The sequence below is a fragment of the Blastopirellula marina DSM 3645 genome, assembly GCF_000153105.1.
In the GTDB taxonomy this organism is placed as follows: Bacteria; Planctomycetota; Planctomycetia; order Pirellulales; family Pirellulaceae; genus Blastopirellula; species Blastopirellula marina.
Genome location: NZ_CH672376.1, coordinates 3,936,348 through 3,953,117, shown reverse-complemented (window position 1 = coordinate 3,953,117; position 16,770 = coordinate 3,936,348). Strand labels below are relative to the sequence as shown.

The following is a 16,770-nucleotide window of genomic DNA, read 5'->3' as shown; positions in this document are numbered from 1 at the left end:
TTAATTCGCTTTTCGAGATTCGCCCGTCCCCGGATTTCGCTTCCAAACCCCGTAAAAACAAGGGTCAGAATAGTGCTTGCAGTGTGTATGGATGTCCACTATTCTATAGGTCGTAATCGAAATGATCGTACCAAGACAGTGCTGGGTTGCTGCCGGCCGCGACAGCCGTTGACGTCGCCTCTATCGCTCGAATTCTTGAGCCGCCGAAACTGTCTGAAACTCTATCGACCCAACTTCTTTGCGCCCCAGGTAGGTACCTATGTTGCCGAGACGAACCAGCCCGACATCGCCTGTCGACGAATCCCGCGTTTCACTCGTTCGTCAGCGCTGTCTACTGCGACGCTGCACCGCTTGTAGGCGTCAACTTTTCTGCACGATTCCGATTGACTGCTGGGATGGAGAGCTGCTGGCCGCCGCAGCCGATGCGGAATCGAACGAGCAATGCGCTGCGGAGACGACCCAATTTGAACTGAGCGAACTTTAGGGAGAACCGGAGAAATGAAGATCATGAACAAGTACCTGGTTGTAACATACACGCGGTTCGCAGCTGAAATGCCGGTCGCTATCTATCGTGCCGAGTCGCTGGAAGAGGCGCGCGGCTTTGTCGTTGAATTTGAAAAACGGGCGCTGCCGCTGGCGACCGAGATCGTCTTGGATCGAACCGGCGGAGAGCCCAGCGTTCAACATTCGGCGGCATGAGATGTATGGCGCCGCCGGTACGGTCCGCCGCGCGGACGAACAAAACGGATGGGAGCCGCCAGACGGCTCCCATCCTGCTTTGACTCGGACTCGCCGCTGGTCTATCTTCCAATAGTTCGATTTGTCACTTCCATCCCCCTCCGAAGCTCCCTCCATGCACCGCACTTTGGCGTTTGTTACTCTGGTCTGCCTGACTTCGCTGGTTCAGGCCGAAAATCCAGCACCGCCGCCGACGCAACTTTGTCAGCCGATCGATCTTGTGACTTGCGAGAAGTTCGACCAGCCGGCCGCGTTTGGCGAAAAGGGAAAGCCTGGCGCCAACGGTTGGCGCGGTGGGATTGGCCAATGGAGCATTGTGGAGGGCGCCGCGTACGAGATCCAAGAAGGCCCGAGCGAAAAGCGCCCCCATGGTCATGAAGCGGTTTGCGAGTATGTGACCGATCTTGGCGACCTGGTGCTTAGGGGTGAGTTTCGTTTGGGCGATTCGCCGCAGGTCGGCTTCGTCTGTCGTGACACCAACCAACCGAACCATCATCTGGGCCGCGTGGTCATCACTCCCCAGGCGATTTGGATTCAAAAGATGAGCGGCATCGCCAAAGAGACTCGCAAAGAAGAACTGACGCGAATCAAGGTCGACATCGATCCAACCGCCTGGCACACGATTGCGATCGAAGTTTGCGGCGATCGCTGGATTGCCCGAATCGATCAGCACATGATCGCAGCGCAGCACCAGCGGTTCCAGGATCGCAAAGGGCGCGTCGGCATGGTCGCTCGCGGCGAAGGCGCCCAGTTCCGCAATCTCGCGGTGTGGAAAGCGACGGCCAAGAAAAAACCTTCGGCGGAATAGCGGATTATTAGACAGCATCTAGGAGTGACAACATGTTCCTGAATTTCTCGCGCGGATTGATTTTCTCACTCGTGTTCCTCTCAATCGCGCCGGCATGGACCGCCGAGGAAAAGCCGCTTACGATCGGCTTGATCGGGGACTCGACGGTCGCCAGCACCTATGGCTGGGGGCCATCGTTCGCCGAAATGGTGACCGAGCGGACGAAGGTGCTGAATTACGCCAGGAACGGCGCGACATTGCAGTCCCTCTCGAAAAAATTGGACGAGCTGTTGCGGCAGCAGCCCGACTATGTGCTGATTCAATTTGGTCACAACGACCAAAAGAGATACGACACGACGGTGTACGGCGCCGAACTCACCTCGTATGTCGAGCGCGTCAAGAAGGCAGGCGGAAAGCCGATTGTTTTAAGCTCGGTCACGCGGCGCGGATTTGACGAAAACGACCTGATCCTCCCGCGCAGCGGGAAAGACGTGTTGAAGGCGACGTTGCCTTTCTACGCCCAAGCGGCGAAAGCAGTCGCCCAACAACAGAACGTGCCGTTTCTGGATCTCTATACGATAAGCGTGGCGCATCACAACAAAATTGGGCCGACCGAAAGCGCAGCGTACAACCCAACAGAAACGGACATAACTCACTTCACCAAACAGGGCGCTGACGCAATCGCGGGACTGGTCGTCGCAGAGCTAAAGGTTGTCGCGCCGGAGTTGACCGGCAATTTGAAATAATGCTTGCGAGGTCCGGGAATTGCCGATCTGGAAGTTCGCACGTGATGTTTCTGGATGTTGTGCGGCCACTCCGCTCCAGGCAATTCGCTTGGTCTTTCTAGAGGTTTACGGCTAAGATGAACGGCTCACCATCCGCGTGAAGAATTGGGCGCCGCCCCCACTTGCGCCCAACTCGCCGCTCCTTTTCATCCGCTGGCCCCATCTCGCGACTTCCAAGATGCAAATCCGTTTTTGTTTGTGCTGGACCATCGGTTGGCTGGCGATTGCCGGCGCAATGGCCAGCGGTCAGTCGCCGGCGAGTTTTACGCCAGACGAATCAGGTTATCAGCGCGAAGCGGTCCTCTTTTTGAAACAGAATTGTCTGCGCTGCCATGGGCCGGAAGAAGCGGAAGCCGAGTTTCGCGTTGACACGCAGCTAAGCGCGGCGTTTGACGATCTGACTACCAGCGGCCGCTGGCGCGAAGTGGTCAACGTGCTGAACAGCCACGAAATGCCGCCTGAGGAGGAACCGCAGCCATCGCCTGAGTCGGTCGCAAAGTTTGTCGATTATGTGACCGGCGAAATGATCCGCGCCGAGCAAGTCAAACGCGACAGCGTGATCATTTTACGCCGGATGAATCGGGACGAATATCGCAACACGATCCGCGATCTGGTGGGGATCGACTACGACACTTCCCACTTCCCGCAAGATCCGCCGACCGGCGGCTTTGATAACAACGGCGGAGCGCTGACGATCTCGCCGTTGCACATGGAGCAGTATTATCACGCGGCGCGGGAGATCCTAGACGAAGCGCTCGTCGCAGGCGAACAGCCTCCACTGATCCGTTGGCGGTTTCAACCCGAGTCAGGGCACTCCGATAGCAACCGCGTCGAGTACGACAAACAACGACTCATCATCAACAGCGGTAAAAATCGCGATGAGGCGGACGCCGTGGTGATGCACCACAACTCGTGGGATCGCAACATCAACGTCCGAGACTTTGCGGTGAAAAACGGCGGCAAGTATCTCGTCCGCATTCGCGTCGGCGGGCGAGTTCCGACCCGCGACGAAGTCGTCGAGTCGGCGAAAGGCTTTTTGCAACGTCGGCTGGACGAAGCGATCCAGAAGAACCCGAGTCAAGAGAAATGGAAGCGCCAAGAGTACGAACGCGGGCTCGAGCATTTTCAAACCTTCCGCGACTATGACTATGGCCGGCCGCGCCTGAAAGTGACGCAGCATCTGGCCGGTCAACCGAAAGTGATCGCCGAGTTTGATGTAAACGCCGATCTGCCCCAGATGCAGACGATCGAGATCGAAACCGAGCTTTCGACCGACAAGGCGGGGCTGACCATCAACTATGCCTACGACATTCCAAAGGAAGTCGAAAACTTTTGGATGCAGGGACACGACGAGTTTGCGCGGCCAGAAGCGGCTGTCGATTGGATGGAGTTGGAAGGACCGATCTATCCAGAGTGGCCGCCGCAGTCGCAGACCCGTTTGCTGCCCGAATCTCCCCTGCGCGAGAGCAACCCGCGGGAGTATGCTCGCACAGTAATCGCCCGCTTTTTGCAGCGCGCCTATCGACGTCCTGCCGATCGGGCGGAAATCGAGCAGAAGCTGACGCTTTTCGATCAGGCCTACAAGCAATCGGACTCCCTAGAGACCGCGATCCGTGCCCCATTGATCGCGATCTTGATCTCGCCCCACTTCCTCTACCTGGCCGAGCCCACCGCCGGCAGCGATCAGGCGGCGACGCCGCTGGATGATTTTCAACTGGCGACGCGCCTGTCGTACTTCTTGTGGAGCAGCATGCCGGACGACGCGCTTTTTCGGGCGGCGAAGAGCGGCAAGCTGCAAGATCCGCAAGAGCTGGACCGCCAGGTCGATCGAATGTTGGCCGATCCAAAAGCGGAAGCATTGGTCGAAAATTTCGCCGGACAATGGTTGAGCTTACGCGAGGTCGGAGCGAACCCGCCGGTCGCCGAACTCTTTCGCCGTTACGACCGACATTTGGAAACGTCCATCATCGCCGAAGGAAAAGCCTTCTTTCGCGAAGTGCTGCAGAATGACCTGAGCGTGATGAACTTTATTGACTCTGATTTTGTCGTAATCAATGAACGGCTGGCCCGCTTTTACGGCATCGACGGAGTTCGCGGCGATCACTTCCGCCGCGTCACGGTACCTGCCGGCGTTTATCGCGGCGGCGTGCTGACTCAGGCGTCGATGTTGTCGATCACCTCCAACGGTACGCGGACCTCGCCGGTCAAACGGGGAGTCTGGATCTTGAAGAACATCTTGGGGACCGATCCCGGGTTGCCGGTCGCCAACGTCGGCGAGATTGCTCCCAAGGTTCCAGGCATCGACAAGGCGACCGTTCGTCAGCGATTAGAAATTCATCGCGAGTTGGCGCAGTGCGCTCGCTGTCACAACAAGATCGACCCGCTCGGATTCGCCTTAGAAAACTTTGACGGATCAGGCGATTGGCGCGAGCGGGAAGGGCACGGCTATCAGGGACGGATCGGTGCGAATGACCCGCTGATTGACGCTTCGGCGACGCTGCCCGACGGAACCGAAATCGACGGGATCGAATCGCTTCAGCAGGCGCTGCTCGAAAAGGAAGAGCTGTTTCTGCGATGTTTGTCCGAGAAAATGTTCACCTACGCTTTGGGGCGAGAGCTGAGTATCGTCGATCGCCCGCAAATCGAGGACGCGGTCGCCGCGATGCAAGCGAGCGACAAGTCGCTCCGCGCGCTGCTCCATTTTGTCGTGCGTTCCGAACCGTTTCAGTCCAAGTAGTCGACGCCGCTCGTCACAACCGCAATTCAGCAACACGCAAAGGAACCAAGATGCCGAAATCGATCTCACGCCGGACGGCGCTGCGCGGACTTGGAGTTTGCTTGAGTCTGCCGCTTCTCGACGCGATGAATCCCCGCTCGCTGGCCGCTCCGTCGCAGTTTTCACCCCTCGCAAAGACAAACGCGCGGCAACCGCGGATGATCTGTTGCTATGTTCCTAACGGCGTCAACATTTTAGAGTGGTCGCCAGAATCGGCCGGCGCCGACTACAAGCTGTCTCCCACGCTCGCCACGCTGGCCGATCATCGTGACGATTTCACGGTCTTCTCCAACATGGGGCATCCCCATTCTCAGGGAGGTCACAGCGGCGCCGATACCTGGCTCACCGGCGCTGACCTGACCGCAACCCCAGGCAGCGACTACACCAACTGGGTCTCGGCGGATCAGATCGTCGCCGAGCGTCACAGCAAAGAGACCCGTTTTGGTTCGCTGCAGCTATCCGATAGCAGCGGAACCGGATCGGCGGGGCACTCACACACGTTGTCATTCGATCGCCGCGGCACGCCGATTCCGGCCGAGAATTCGCCGAAACGCTTGTTCGAGCGCCTCTTTGTGCCAGACAACGCCGGCGATCGGGCCGCGACGTTGCGGCGCTATGCCGAGCAAAAGTCGATTCTCGACAGCGTACTGGCCGAAGCGCGTTCGCTGCACAAGAAACTGGGGAAGAAGGACCAGCAGAAACTCGATCAATATCTCGGCAGCGTGCGCGAGACCGAGCAGCGAGTCGAGCGTTTGGAAGCCTGGATTGACGTGCCAAAACCGGAACTCGACGCCAAGTTCTTACAATTAAACAGCAAGTCGCATGACGCGCATGACCGCCCGATGTGGATCGACGTGATGCTGGAGTTGTCTTACTTGTCGTTTGTCACCGATACGACGCGGGTCATCACCTTCGAATGGTCGCGCGAAGCAGGCGGCTACGGCGGCGGAGGCGAAAACCATCACGAACTGTCGCATCATGGGGGTGACGCCGGCATGTTGAAAAAGCTAGGCGTGATCGATCGGTTTCACTTGTCGCGCCTGGCCCGCTTCCTCGATTTTTTGAAGCAAACCGACGACGGCGACGGCAATATGCTTGACCATACGATGGTGCTGTACGGCAGCGGAATGAACAGCGGCAAAGGAGGCGAGCACTCGCCCAAGAACTTGCCGCTGCTACTAGCCGGCGGAAATTCGCTTGGTCTGAAGCATGGAAAGCATCTCGCCTATGACGAAAACAGTCATCCGCCGCTCAGCAATCTGTTGCTGACCATGATCCAAAAGATGGGCGTCGAAACCGATCAGTTCAGCGACGCGACGGGGACGTTGATCTCCTAAGCGAAGTTTCTTCGTAGCCCGATGCGCGAGCGAAATGCGGCCACCACGAGAATGCCTAATGAAGCCCGAGCGACTAAGTCGTTACTTCGTTCATTAGACATTAGGATTTAGATATTAGGCATTTTATCCAACCGCATTTCCCTTGCTGGCGCTTCGGGCGACGAAAAGAGGTAGACGTCCGCTGCTCGCAAAATCTAGCGACCCAGCGCTGTTCGCTGGGTCGCTTTCGCGCGAGTTGATTAATGGGCCGGCGACTCCGCTTCCGGTGATTCATCTTCATCGGAATCATCGTCGTCGGTGCTATGGCCGTGCCCGTCGTGGCGCTCGAGGATCTCACTTAACGGGTCGTCATGTTCATCACGGATCAGCTTCTTACCGTCCGAGATTTTCGCGAACAGGTAGTACAGACCCGGTATGACCACGACGCCGATCAGCGTGCCCATGAGCATGCCGCCGACCGCTGTGGTGCCGATGGTTCGGTTTCCGATCGCTCCGGGACCGGTCGCACGCACCAACGGAATCAGACCGGCGATGAACGCGAACGAGGTCATCACGATCGGGCGGAAGCGGAGATTACCCCCCTCGATCGCCGCATCTCGCAGGCTCAACCCTTCGTGGCGCCTTTGGACGGCGAATTCGATGATCAAAATCGCATTCTTACCCAACAGACCGACCAACATGACCAGACCAATCTGACAGTAGACGTCATTGGCAAGTCCCATCGCTTTGAGCATCAAAAACGAGCCGAACAAGCCGACCGGCAACGAAGCGAGCACCGCCAACGGCAGGAGGAAACTTTCGTACTGACCGACCAGAACCAAGTAGACGAAGATCACGACGACGATGAAAATGTAGATCGCCGTGTTCCCCTTGCTGGCTTCGTCATACGAGAGACCTTGCCAACCGATGCCATAACCATGGGGCAACGTCTGTTCGGCGACTTCCTGAATCGCCGCGATCGCTTGACCACTGCTATACCCATTCGCGGGAGCACCCTGGATGATCGCGGTCGTGTAAAGATTGTAGCGGTTGATTTCGTTCATGCCCTGCAGCTTTTCGAGCTTCATGAACGAAGAGTAGGGGACCATTTCTCCTTCGTCGTTCTTGACGAACATGTTCTCCAAGTCTTCGGGGTACCGCCGGAACTCGGGAGCCGCTTGGACGTAGACCTTATAGAACTGGCCGAAACGAATGAAGCCTTGTTCCCAGGTGCTGCCCACAACGATCGAGAGGTTGTCCATCGCGTCGGCGATCGTCACCCCTTTCTGCATGGCCACGTCATTGTCGATGATGATTTCGTACTGCGGATAGTTGCTGGCGAAGAACGTGAAGATACCCTTCAGTTCCTTTCGTTTGTCCAACTCGGCCAAAAAGTTCTCGGTCACTTCGCCGAACGCTTCGTAGTTGCCGCTGTTGGTCTTGTCGAGCAAGCAGAGCGAGAAACCGCCGGCGGCGCCAAACCCAGGAACGGCGGGCGGTTCAAAGAACTCCAGCTTCACGTCGGCGATTTCCTGCCCTTTTTCCTCGAGTCTTTCAATGATCTCTTTCGAGGTCAGCTCACGATCGGCCCACGGCTTCAAGTTGATCAGACAGGTACCCGCGTTGGAGCCGCGACCTTCGGTCAAGATTTCGTAGCCAGCCAACGAAGTGACCGAGGTGACTTCTTCAAACCCTTGACAGATCTTCTGCAGTTCGTGCGCCTTCGAGTTGGTGTATTCGAGCGTCGAGCCGGGAGGAGTCTGAATGATCCCGTAGATAACTCCTTGATCTTCCAGCGGAATAAAGCCGGAAGGAAGAACCTGGTTCACCACCAAGATGCCGTAGCTAAAAGCGCCAATAACAATCATGGTCACCAAACGTCGAGTGACGATCAGGCTCACGATGCCGACGTAGCCCCCGGTCACCATTTCGACGCCGCGGTCGAAGTAATGCAAAAAGATGCCGAGCGGCCCGCGTTTCTTCGCTTCGCCGGGCTCACTTCCCGAGAACATCGAGCGAAATGTGAAGATGGCCAGCACGGCGATGACGCCGGCGATAATCATCATCCGTTGTTGCGTCAGCGGCAACTGTTCCGAGACCAGTTCGTGAACGAACTCAACATGCAGCAGTTCGTAGACGCCGTATCCAACGGCCAAGCCGAGAAGCGCCGACAGCACCAGCCGCACGATGTTGGCGGAGGGGCCGGCGACCCGCTTGATGAGCCGATTCACAAAACCAATCAAGCCGGTTTGCTTGTCGCCGGCTTTGGCGTGGGGCTTCAAAATCATGGCACACAGCACCGGCGTCAGCGTCAGAGCCACGATGCCGGAGAGCACGATCGACATCGCCATGGTAAGCGCGAACTGGCGATAAAACACGCCGACCGCCCCAGGCATAAAGCAGACCGGAATAAACACCGAGGTCATCACCAACGTAATCGCGATAATGGCGCCGCTGATCTCGCCGACCACTTCTTTGGTCGCCAGATACGGAGAGAGGTGTTTCTCGTGCATCTTGGCGTGCACGGCTTCGACCACCACGATCGCGTCGTCGACGACCACGCCGATCGCCAGCACCAACGCAAAGAGCGTAATCAGGTTGATCGACATCCCGAACATGCTCATGAAGAAGAACGTTCCGATCAACGACACCGGAACGGCCAGCGTGGGAATGAGCGTGCTACGGAAGTCGCCGAGGAACAGGTAGACCACCAATGAAACGAGGATGAACGCTTCAAACAGCGTGTGCAGCACCTTCTCGATCGACGCGTCCAAAAAGCTGGAAACGTCGTAGCTGACCGCATAGTCCATGCCCGGCGGGAACGACTCCGCTTTGAACTCTTTCAGCAAGTCCTTGACCTGCTCAATCACGTCCGCGGCGTTCGATCCAGGAGTTTGCTTGAGCACGATCGAAGCGGAAGGGAGACCGTCGATATCGGAATAGAGGTCATAGAACGAAGAGCCGAGCGAGACCTTGGCGACATCCTTGAGCCGCAGGATCTCTCCTTTTTCGTTTTCTCTTAAGATGATATCGGCGTACTGTTCCGGCTTGTCATAGCGTCCGACCCAGGTCATCACGTATTCGATAGTTTGCGATGTCGTTCCGGTCGCTTGGCCCAATCGACCCGGCGAACCGATGATGCTTTGTTCTTTGATCATCTCCATGATGTCGGCGGAGGAGACGTTATAGGCGCGCATGCGGTCCAGATCTAACTCGACGCGCATCGCATAGGCGCGGTTGCCGAGGATCTTGGCGCGACCGACGCCGCGGACGCGCTGAATCTCGGGCAAGAGATTGGCGCTGACGTAGTTGTAAAGAAAGTTCTGATCGTGGTTGGGGTCTTTGCTGTAAACGTTCACGTACATCAGCATCGACGTCATGTTCTGCATGACGATGATGCCCTCGCGCTCGACGATCGGAGGAAGCTGATTCTTGATCATCTGGATGCGGTTGTTGACGTTCAAAACCGCGACGTTGGGGTCGGTGCCCGGCTCGAACGTGATCATGATCGACGCTTCGCCGGCGCTGGTCGCGGCGGAAGTCATGTACCGCATGTTCGGCACGCCGTTGATCGCTCGTTCCATAATCACGAGCGTCGAGTTGACCAGAATCTTGGCGCTGGCCCCGGGAAAAGAGACCGAGACCACCACGCTGGGCGGCGCGACCGACGGAAACTGCGAGATCGGCAGAGAGGTAATCGCCAATCCGCCCATAAACAAAATGAGCAGAGAGATGACGATCGCCAGCGCCGGTCGATGGAGAAATTTGGAAAACATGACCTGGGGCTGCCTATTCTGCGTGGTACTTCAAGTGGCCAAGAACTTCTTCAGGAGCGGTGTACTTGAATTCGATCTTGTCGCCATCGCGAACCTGTCGAATCCCTTCGAGGATGATCTTGTCACCCTCTTCGAGTCCCTCTCTGATCACAAAGATGTCATCCTGTTCGCTTTCGATCGTGAGGTCGCGCTGGTGAACAACGTTGTCTTTGTCGACGACGAAAGCGTACCGCTTGGCGAGAATCTCGTAAGTCGCTCGTTGTGGGATGACAATCACGTCCTTCAGCGTGCGGTGGATCAAGATGGTGCCGGTTTGGCCGTTACGCAGCAGGCCCTTCGGGTTATCGAAGTCCGCGCGAAACGCAATATTGCCGGTCGTGTTGTTGAAGTCCGCTTCGATCGCGCCAATCTTTCCCGGCTGGGGGAAGACCTTGCCGTTGGCCAGCTTCAGTTCGATCTGCAGCGGATCGGCGCTCGGGTTGTCGTCGAGATCCGACTTGTATTCGAGGTAACGCGACTCAGGCACGTTAAAGTAAACCCACATCACGCTATTGTCGGAGAACGTGGTGAGCACGTCTCCATCTTCAATCAAGCTTCCCAGCTGGCAGTGCTGGCGATCGACAATCCCGTCGAAAGGCGCGGTCACGTTGGTGAAGTCCAACTCGGCTCGCGCCAGTTCAACTTTGGCTTGGGCCTTCGCGAGTTCGGCTTGTTTGATCGCGAGTTCCTGCGGCGAGACGATCCCTTTTTGATTGAGCGTTTGCGCGTTTTTCAGCTCGATGCCGATTCGGTTGGCCTCGGCGACCTCGGCGTTGAGTTTGGCTTGAAAAAGGGTCGGCAAGATCTTGAACATCAGATCCCCCTTCTTCACCGCTTGACCTTCGTTGACGCGAATCTCTTCCAGATATCCACCTTCTAAGGCGCGAACTTCGATGTGTTGGCACGAGTGGATCTGGCAGACGTACTGTTGCGTACTGATCACATCTTTGCGGAGCGGGCTGGTGACCAGAATGACATGTTCATGGTGTCCCTCTTCGTGCGACTCGCCATGGGCCTGGCCATGCGACGCTTCTGGCGTTTCAGAATGCGCGGCTTCGTGCGACTCGGCCGTCTGCGACTCGCAGCCGGACAGAGAAAGAGAAACCAGCGCCAAGATGACGGCTGCAATCGCGGAGATTTTCATATTGCTCGTGCGTACCTCTAAGTTACCAGCCTGGAAAGGCCCGAAGAACAATTGTTGGGGATATCGCTATCTGTTCCGAAACGAGAAGAAAGTAATGTCCCAACGGGTCAAATTGACCCTGGTTTTCAAGGATTCATAAATTCTGACAGAGACCGTAGGGATGGCTCCTGGTCAGCAGGCCGCGATGGCGTGTCCGCCTCGGGGGGACAAACGAAATTCGCATATTAGGCATGCCGCTATAGCGGGGCGTTAAAGGCGGGACGCTATGCCGTTTGGCTGCGACGCGGATTGTTTCTGCTCGAGACGAAGCGTCAGGAACGCCCAATCTGGAATCGCGGATCACTCTAATGTTGTCCCTGCGTCGAGGATGATTTGTTACCTGCTATTAGGGATTATTATCGCACGATATGAATGACGGCAACTGCGACTGTCCGTAGTCGCTCAGCGCGATCGGCGGCCAATTTGACCTGCTTTGACGGTTCGATTTCACGCTCAAAATCTGGTCGCGGATGCGTCTCCTGGGCAAGCTCAAAATCAGGGGAAAAAGATTCTGAAAACAGCGTCGATAGCTCGCCCCAAATTCAATCCCGTCACGCTAAGTCGACCTCGAAAAAGGAGGTGGAAAAGCGCCGATCAAAATTGTCTCTAGACCGGATCAGCGAGACCTAAGACAATGGTTTGTGTTGCCAGGAAGGAAGCGCCAAACGCAAGCGGTCATGACGCTGAATGTGCGAGACGTATAGGCGTTTTTCGCTAAAATGGCGAGCTGACGGCGGTGCTCGAATCGGCTAGAGACGGCGTGTTGCCAAGCCTTCGACGAAGGCGGTGAGGATGAGCGACGTGGTCCGCATCGCGCTACTTGATGCGTGCGTGGAGAGCCACGTCAGCTCGCTGCTATTTCACCATCGGCGGCTTGGGGGAAAGGGCTGAAACGATCGCTTCATTTCACCTTCCTACGGGCCTTGATAGCCGCCCGAATTCGCGAGGCAAACGAGTGTGATTGGAGGCGCTAATTCGCACTGTTTACGCGCCCCCTACATGAACACTTATTAATGTAACTCGCACCCTGGGTTAGCAAATAATGTGCCGACTCATTCAACCCGAGGGGGGGCGCTTTGGTGATCGGCCAAGCGTTCGCTTTGAACGCGTCTCGCGCTCAATCAAAGTCGTATCGGCGGAGATCGGCTTCGTTATCGTGTGGGATAACCGTCACACCAGGACGCGATCGCTTATTTTTGGGGTAGGATTGAACGATATGGTCTGAATCGATCCTTCTTATGGTTGGCGGCGACGTGCGGAAACTGCGGAATCTAGTGCGATTGACGATGATCCTGATCGGCGCATCAGCGTGTCTTGCCGCTTCCTCTGCGCAGGCGGCAAAGGGAGTGTTGCATCTGAAAGTGGTCGATTCCGAGACGAAGGCTCCGCTCAGTGCGCGGATGCATCTGGTCAATCCCCGCGGCAATCGCCAGCGGATACCAGGCGTTCCCAATCTGGACGATCACTTTTCGTTCACCGGTGAATTGCATCTAGAGCTCGCGCCGGGGCGATATACGTTTGAAATGGAGACCGGTCCTGAGTATCGCACGCGCTCCGGCTATTTCGAGCTGAAGAGCGGTGACGAAGATAACACCACGCTAGAGATGACCCGCTTTGTCGATATGGCGGCCGACGGCTGGTGGTCGGGGGATCTATTTGTGCAGCGCGGCGAGATTGACATCGAGACGCTGATGCTGGCCGAAGATCTACATGTCGCGGTCAATCATGCGTGGGATAACAAGCAAAACGCCTATGAAGGAAAACCGGTCGGCGATCCGCTGGCGATCTTCGGCGGCGACCGCGCCTGGTGGCGGTTGGGTGGTCGTGACGAAAGAGCAGGGGGGCGAATGATCTTCGCCAATGTCGACGCGCCGCTAGCGGTGCAATCGGCAAAACCTGAATATCCGTCGACGCTCAGTTTCGTCAACGAGTTGAAGAGTAACGCTCGTGTGCATCGCGCGGCGGACGCGACCGCCTGGGACTTGCCGCTGTGGATCGCCCAGGACGCGGTCGACTCGGTGGTGATCGCTGGGCCAGAGTTAGAGAGCAAGGGGGGGGCGGCGAAACCGGCGCCCGGTTCTCGCCCGGCCGATCGTTTGTTGTATCGCGGGGCGCAGGGGAGAGCACGCTGGGCGCAGCAGATCTACTTTCATTTGCTCAACTGCGGGATACGGATTCCCCCTTCAGCGGCCAGCGGATCGGGCGCAACGAGCAATCCGCCGGGCTACAACCGAGTCTATGTTCACTTGGACGGCGAGTTTTCGTATGACGCTTGGTGGCGCGAGTTGGCGGCCGGTCGCGTGATGGTGACCAACGGCCCGATGATTCGCCCCTTTGTCGAGAATCGATTGCCGGGGGACGTATTTACGGCGTCCGCAGGGGAATCCCTGGAAATCGAAGTAGCGTTGAATCTGGGAACGCGCGACAAGATCGCCTATCTCGAAGTCCTGAAAAATGGCCAGGTCGAACATGAAGTGCGGCTGGACGACTTGGTCAAAAACCAAGGACGACTGCCGAAGATTCATTTTGACGAAAGCGGTTGGTTTTTGGTCCGCGCGGTGGCCGAAGTGCCCGAGACCTACCGGTTCGCGCTGACCGGGCCGTACTACGTTCAGATCGGGGATCAGCCGCGGATCAGCAAGACGTCGGCCCAGTTCTTCTACGATTGGGTATTTGAGCGAGCGGCGGCGATTCAGCTGGAAGCTGGGGACCAACGGAACGAGATTCTAGAAATGCACCGCGAATCGAGGGATTTCTGGCGTGATATCTTCGAGCGAGCCAATGCTCCGTAGCCGCGTTGCGGCGTCGTCGCTAGGAGGTGACATTCCAGGGCGATTCTCTTGTATAATCGGGGTTTTCACCCTGATTAGCTGATTGCCTGTATGCTCGCGCCGGCCGATTGGCGGAAGCTCTATCCTTTCGCCTCCCATACGCTCGACCTTGATGGTCAACGATATCACTACGTTGACGAAGGAGCGGGAAAACCGATTCTGTTTGTGCATGGGAACCCGACCTGGTCGTTCTATTGGCGGAACTTGATCCAGGCGTTTCGGGGGAGTCATCGCACGCTGGCGGTTGATCACATCGGTTGCGGGCTGAGCGACAAGCCGCAGAACTACGAGTACACGCTCGAGCAGCATATCGACAACCTGACGCGGTTTCTCGAGCGATTGGATTTGCGCGACGTGACGCTGGCCGTGCATGACTGGGGAGGCGCGATTGGACTGGGCGCCGCCGTTCGCCAGCCAGAGCGCTTTGAGCGACTGATCTTGTTCAATACCGGGGCCTTTCCGCCGCCGTACGTGCCGTGGCGAATCTTCGCGTGTCGCGCGCCGGTGATTGGTAACGCCGCGATGCGCGGATTGAATTTGTTCGCTCGCGCGGCGATTACGATGGCGACCGAAAAGCCAGAGCGAATGACGCCGGAGGTAACAGCGGGACTGCTTGCGCCATACGATAGCTGGGCGAACCGCGTCGCGATTTCGCGGTTTGTCGGGGATATTCCGCTTTCTCCGCGCCATCCGACCTACGCGACGCTTCAGCATCTCGAACAGCATCTGCCGGACCTGCAGCAGAAGCCGATTCAGATGATCTGGGGCGCGCAGGATTGGTGCTTTACGCTGGAATGTCTGAAGCGATTTCAATCGTATTGGCCTCAGGCCGAATCGCATGTGTTTGACGACGCTGGCCACTATGTGGTGGAAGACGCACACGAGCGCATCATTCCGTTGGTCGAATCCTTTCTGCAGCGGACCGCATAATGAACGACAATCACTGTTCTGATGGGCGTTGGTCGCAGCTGACAATTGGCCAGATGGCGACGCTCGCCTGTCTGCTGGAAGTCAACGCGCCAAAGCCGGGCAACGTCCATCGGGGGGCCGATTTCAGCAATCTGGGGCTCAACGATTTTGCCGCCAGCGCCGTGGCGATTGGGCCGGCGTTTGATGTCGCCGCACAAAGTCGCATCGGCCGCACGATTCTCGCGGCGGTTCGCGCGACGCGCTGCGTGGTCGACACCAACACCAACCTGGGCTTGTTGTTGCTGCTGGCGCCGCTGGCGGTGACGCCGGTCAGGGAGTTGAATCCCCGCGGCGTCTCGCAAAGGCTCGCCGATTTGAACGAAGACGACGCGGCTGACGTCTACCGGGCGATTGCCTTGGCCAAACCCGGCGGCATGGGGCAAGTCGACGAGATGGACGCTTTTGGGCCGGCGCCGGCCGATTTGCTGGATGCAATGCGGGCCGCCGCCAAGCGGGACCTGATTGCGCGGCAGTACGTCAACGGCTGCGAGCAGGTCTTCGCCGCGGTCGACTATTTACTGGATGCGAGCGCGGCGCATCTGCCGCTCGCGGATCGAATTGTCCATGCGCATGTCCGGCAAATGGCCGAACATCCCGATAGTTTGATCCAGCGAAAATGTGGAGACGAGATCGCCCTCAAAAGCTCGCTGCTGGCGCGGCGCGTGCTGGACGCTGGAGCGCCGATCAGCGAAGAATACTTTCATGAGCTACGGAATCTCGACTTCTGGTTGCGGGCCGACGATCATCGGCGTAATCCCGGTACGTCCGCCGATATCATCGGCGGCGCGATCTTTGTGGCGCTGCGTCAGCGGAAAGTGACGCTGCCGTTGCGATCGGCGCCGACCTTCTCAGCGGAATCATCCTCATGACCGAAACCTACTGGGTACGCATCGCGAAAGACAATCTCGTCTTTAGCGCTGGCCACTTTATTACCTTCGCCGGCGGAACCTGCGAACGGGTGCATGGTCATAACTATCGCGTCGAAGCCGAAATCTTCGGCCCTCTCGACGAGAACCATTACGTCGTCGACTTTATCGCCGCGCGCGACGCGTTGGCGCAGATTGTGGGAGAGCTTGATCACCGGATGCTGCTGCCGACCGCACATCCCCAGATCGACGTTGTCGCCGATGGCAAAGAGGTGACGGCCAAGTTTGAGGAGCGTCGCTGGGTTTTTCCGCAGGCTGAATGCGTTTTGCTGCCTGTGCCGAATACGACGACAGAACTGCTTGCTCGCTACGTGGGACGCCGCTTGTTGGACCTGCTGCAAGAGCGGACCGGCGTGCGCCCCCAACATCTACGCATCGCAATTGACGAGAACTACGGTCAGTGGGGCGTCTGCGAGTTGCGGGGCGAATAGCGATCGCAGCGCACGCCGCATCTATCGCCATCCGCTTGGCGGCAGCATCTTAAGGAAGCCGAACTGCGGCTTTTACCGAAGTGCGCTAAATACGTAAGAAACTTTCTTGACCAAGGTGAAGTCGGACCTAGGTTTGCGTGACGCAATGGAGCGCCACACGCACAAATTCCCTTCTCGTACTACCGAGACATCCACGCAGTTCGGCAGGATACC

The 16,770-nt window shown here is 57.5% G+C and carries 12 protein-coding genes; 10 read left to right on the top strand and 2 right to left on the bottom strand.

Translation table 11 applies throughout. The annotated features are described in order from the left end of the window. Positions 1–259: 259 nt before the first annotated feature. From DSM3645_RS30260 to DSM3645_RS17685, 6 genes are all read left to right on the top strand, one after another. The gene (locus DSM3645_RS30260; protein WP_002653644.1) at positions 260–484 is read left to right on the top strand and encodes a hypothetical protein; all 225 of its coding nucleotides are present in this window, start codon (positions 260–262) and stop codon (positions 482–484) included. 14 nt (positions 485–498) lie between these two features. After that, positions 499–699, top strand: coding sequence for a hypothetical protein (locus DSM3645_RS17705; RefSeq protein ID WP_002653643.1), 201 nt, complete (start codon positions 499–501; stop codon positions 697–699). A gap of 154 nt (positions 700–853) precedes the next feature. Continuing rightward, positions 854–1,546: a family 16 glycoside hydrolase gene (locus DSM3645_RS17700; RefSeq protein ID WP_002653642.1), complete on the top strand. Its 693-nt coding sequence runs from the start codon at positions 854–856 to the stop codon at positions 1,544–1,546. A gap of 32 nt (positions 1,547–1,578) precedes the next feature. Beyond that, positions 1,579–2,271 carry a rhamnogalacturonan acetylesterase gene (locus DSM3645_RS17695; protein ID WP_002653641.1) on the top strand — a complete coding sequence of 231 codons (693 nt, stop codon included), beginning with the start codon at positions 1,579–1,581 and terminating at the stop codon, positions 2,269–2,271. 217 nt (positions 2,272–2,488) lie between these two features. Beyond that, complete coding sequence (locus tag DSM3645_RS17690; protein WP_002653640.1) at positions 2,489–5,047, top strand: DUF1592 domain-containing protein; 2,559 nt, start codon at positions 2,489–2,491, stop codon at positions 5,045–5,047. 50 nt (positions 5,048–5,097) lie between these two features. Beyond that, positions 5,098–6,423: a DUF1552 domain-containing protein gene (locus DSM3645_RS17685; protein WP_002653639.1), complete on the top strand. Its 1,326-nt coding sequence runs from the start codon at positions 5,098–5,100 to the stop codon at positions 6,421–6,423. A 239-nt stretch (positions 6,424–6,662) separates the two neighbouring features. Here DSM3645_RS17685 and DSM3645_RS17680 read toward each other — a convergent pair whose 3' ends face one another. Then, positions 6,663–10,178, bottom strand: a complete 3,516-nt coding sequence (locus DSM3645_RS17680; protein ID WP_002653638.1) for an efflux RND transporter permease subunit — start codon at positions 10,176–10,178, stop codon at positions 6,663–6,665. Positions 10,179–10,191: 13 nt separating this feature from the next. Beyond that, complete coding sequence (locus tag DSM3645_RS17675) at positions 10,192–11,361, bottom strand: efflux RND transporter periplasmic adaptor subunit (RefSeq protein ID WP_002653637.1); 1,170 nt, start codon at positions 11,359–11,361, stop codon at positions 10,192–10,194. A gap of 1,385 nt (positions 11,362–12,746) precedes the next feature. Between DSM3645_RS17675 and DSM3645_RS17670 the strand changes: the two genes are divergently transcribed. The 4 genes from DSM3645_RS17670 to DSM3645_RS17655 all read left to right on the top strand — a co-directional run bounded on the left by DSM3645_RS17670 (position 12,747) and on the right by DSM3645_RS17655 (position 16,557). After that, positions 12,747–14,192, top strand: coding sequence for a hypothetical protein (locus tag DSM3645_RS17670; RefSeq protein WP_131282678.1), 1,446 nt, complete (start codon positions 12,747–12,749; stop codon positions 14,190–14,192). Positions 14,193–14,282: 90 nt separating this feature from the next. Then, entirely contained in the window at positions 14,283–15,161 is an 879-nt protein-coding gene (locus DSM3645_RS17665; protein WP_002653635.1) for an alpha/beta fold hydrolase, read from the top strand. Beyond that, on the top strand, positions 15,161–16,069 hold the full coding sequence (locus tag DSM3645_RS17660; RefSeq protein ID WP_002653634.1) for a triphosphoribosyl-dephospho-CoA synthase: 909 nt from the start codon (positions 15,161–15,163) through the stop codon (positions 16,067–16,069). Before DSM3645_RS17665 ends, DSM3645_RS17660 begins: the two co-directional genes overlap by 1 nt. After that, on the top strand, positions 16,066–16,557 hold the full coding sequence (locus DSM3645_RS17655) for a 6-pyruvoyl trahydropterin synthase family protein (protein WP_002653633.1): 492 nt from the start codon (positions 16,066–16,068) through the stop codon (positions 16,555–16,557). Before DSM3645_RS17660 ends, DSM3645_RS17655 begins: the two co-directional genes overlap by 4 nt. Positions 16,558–16,770: the final 213 nt, after the last annotated feature.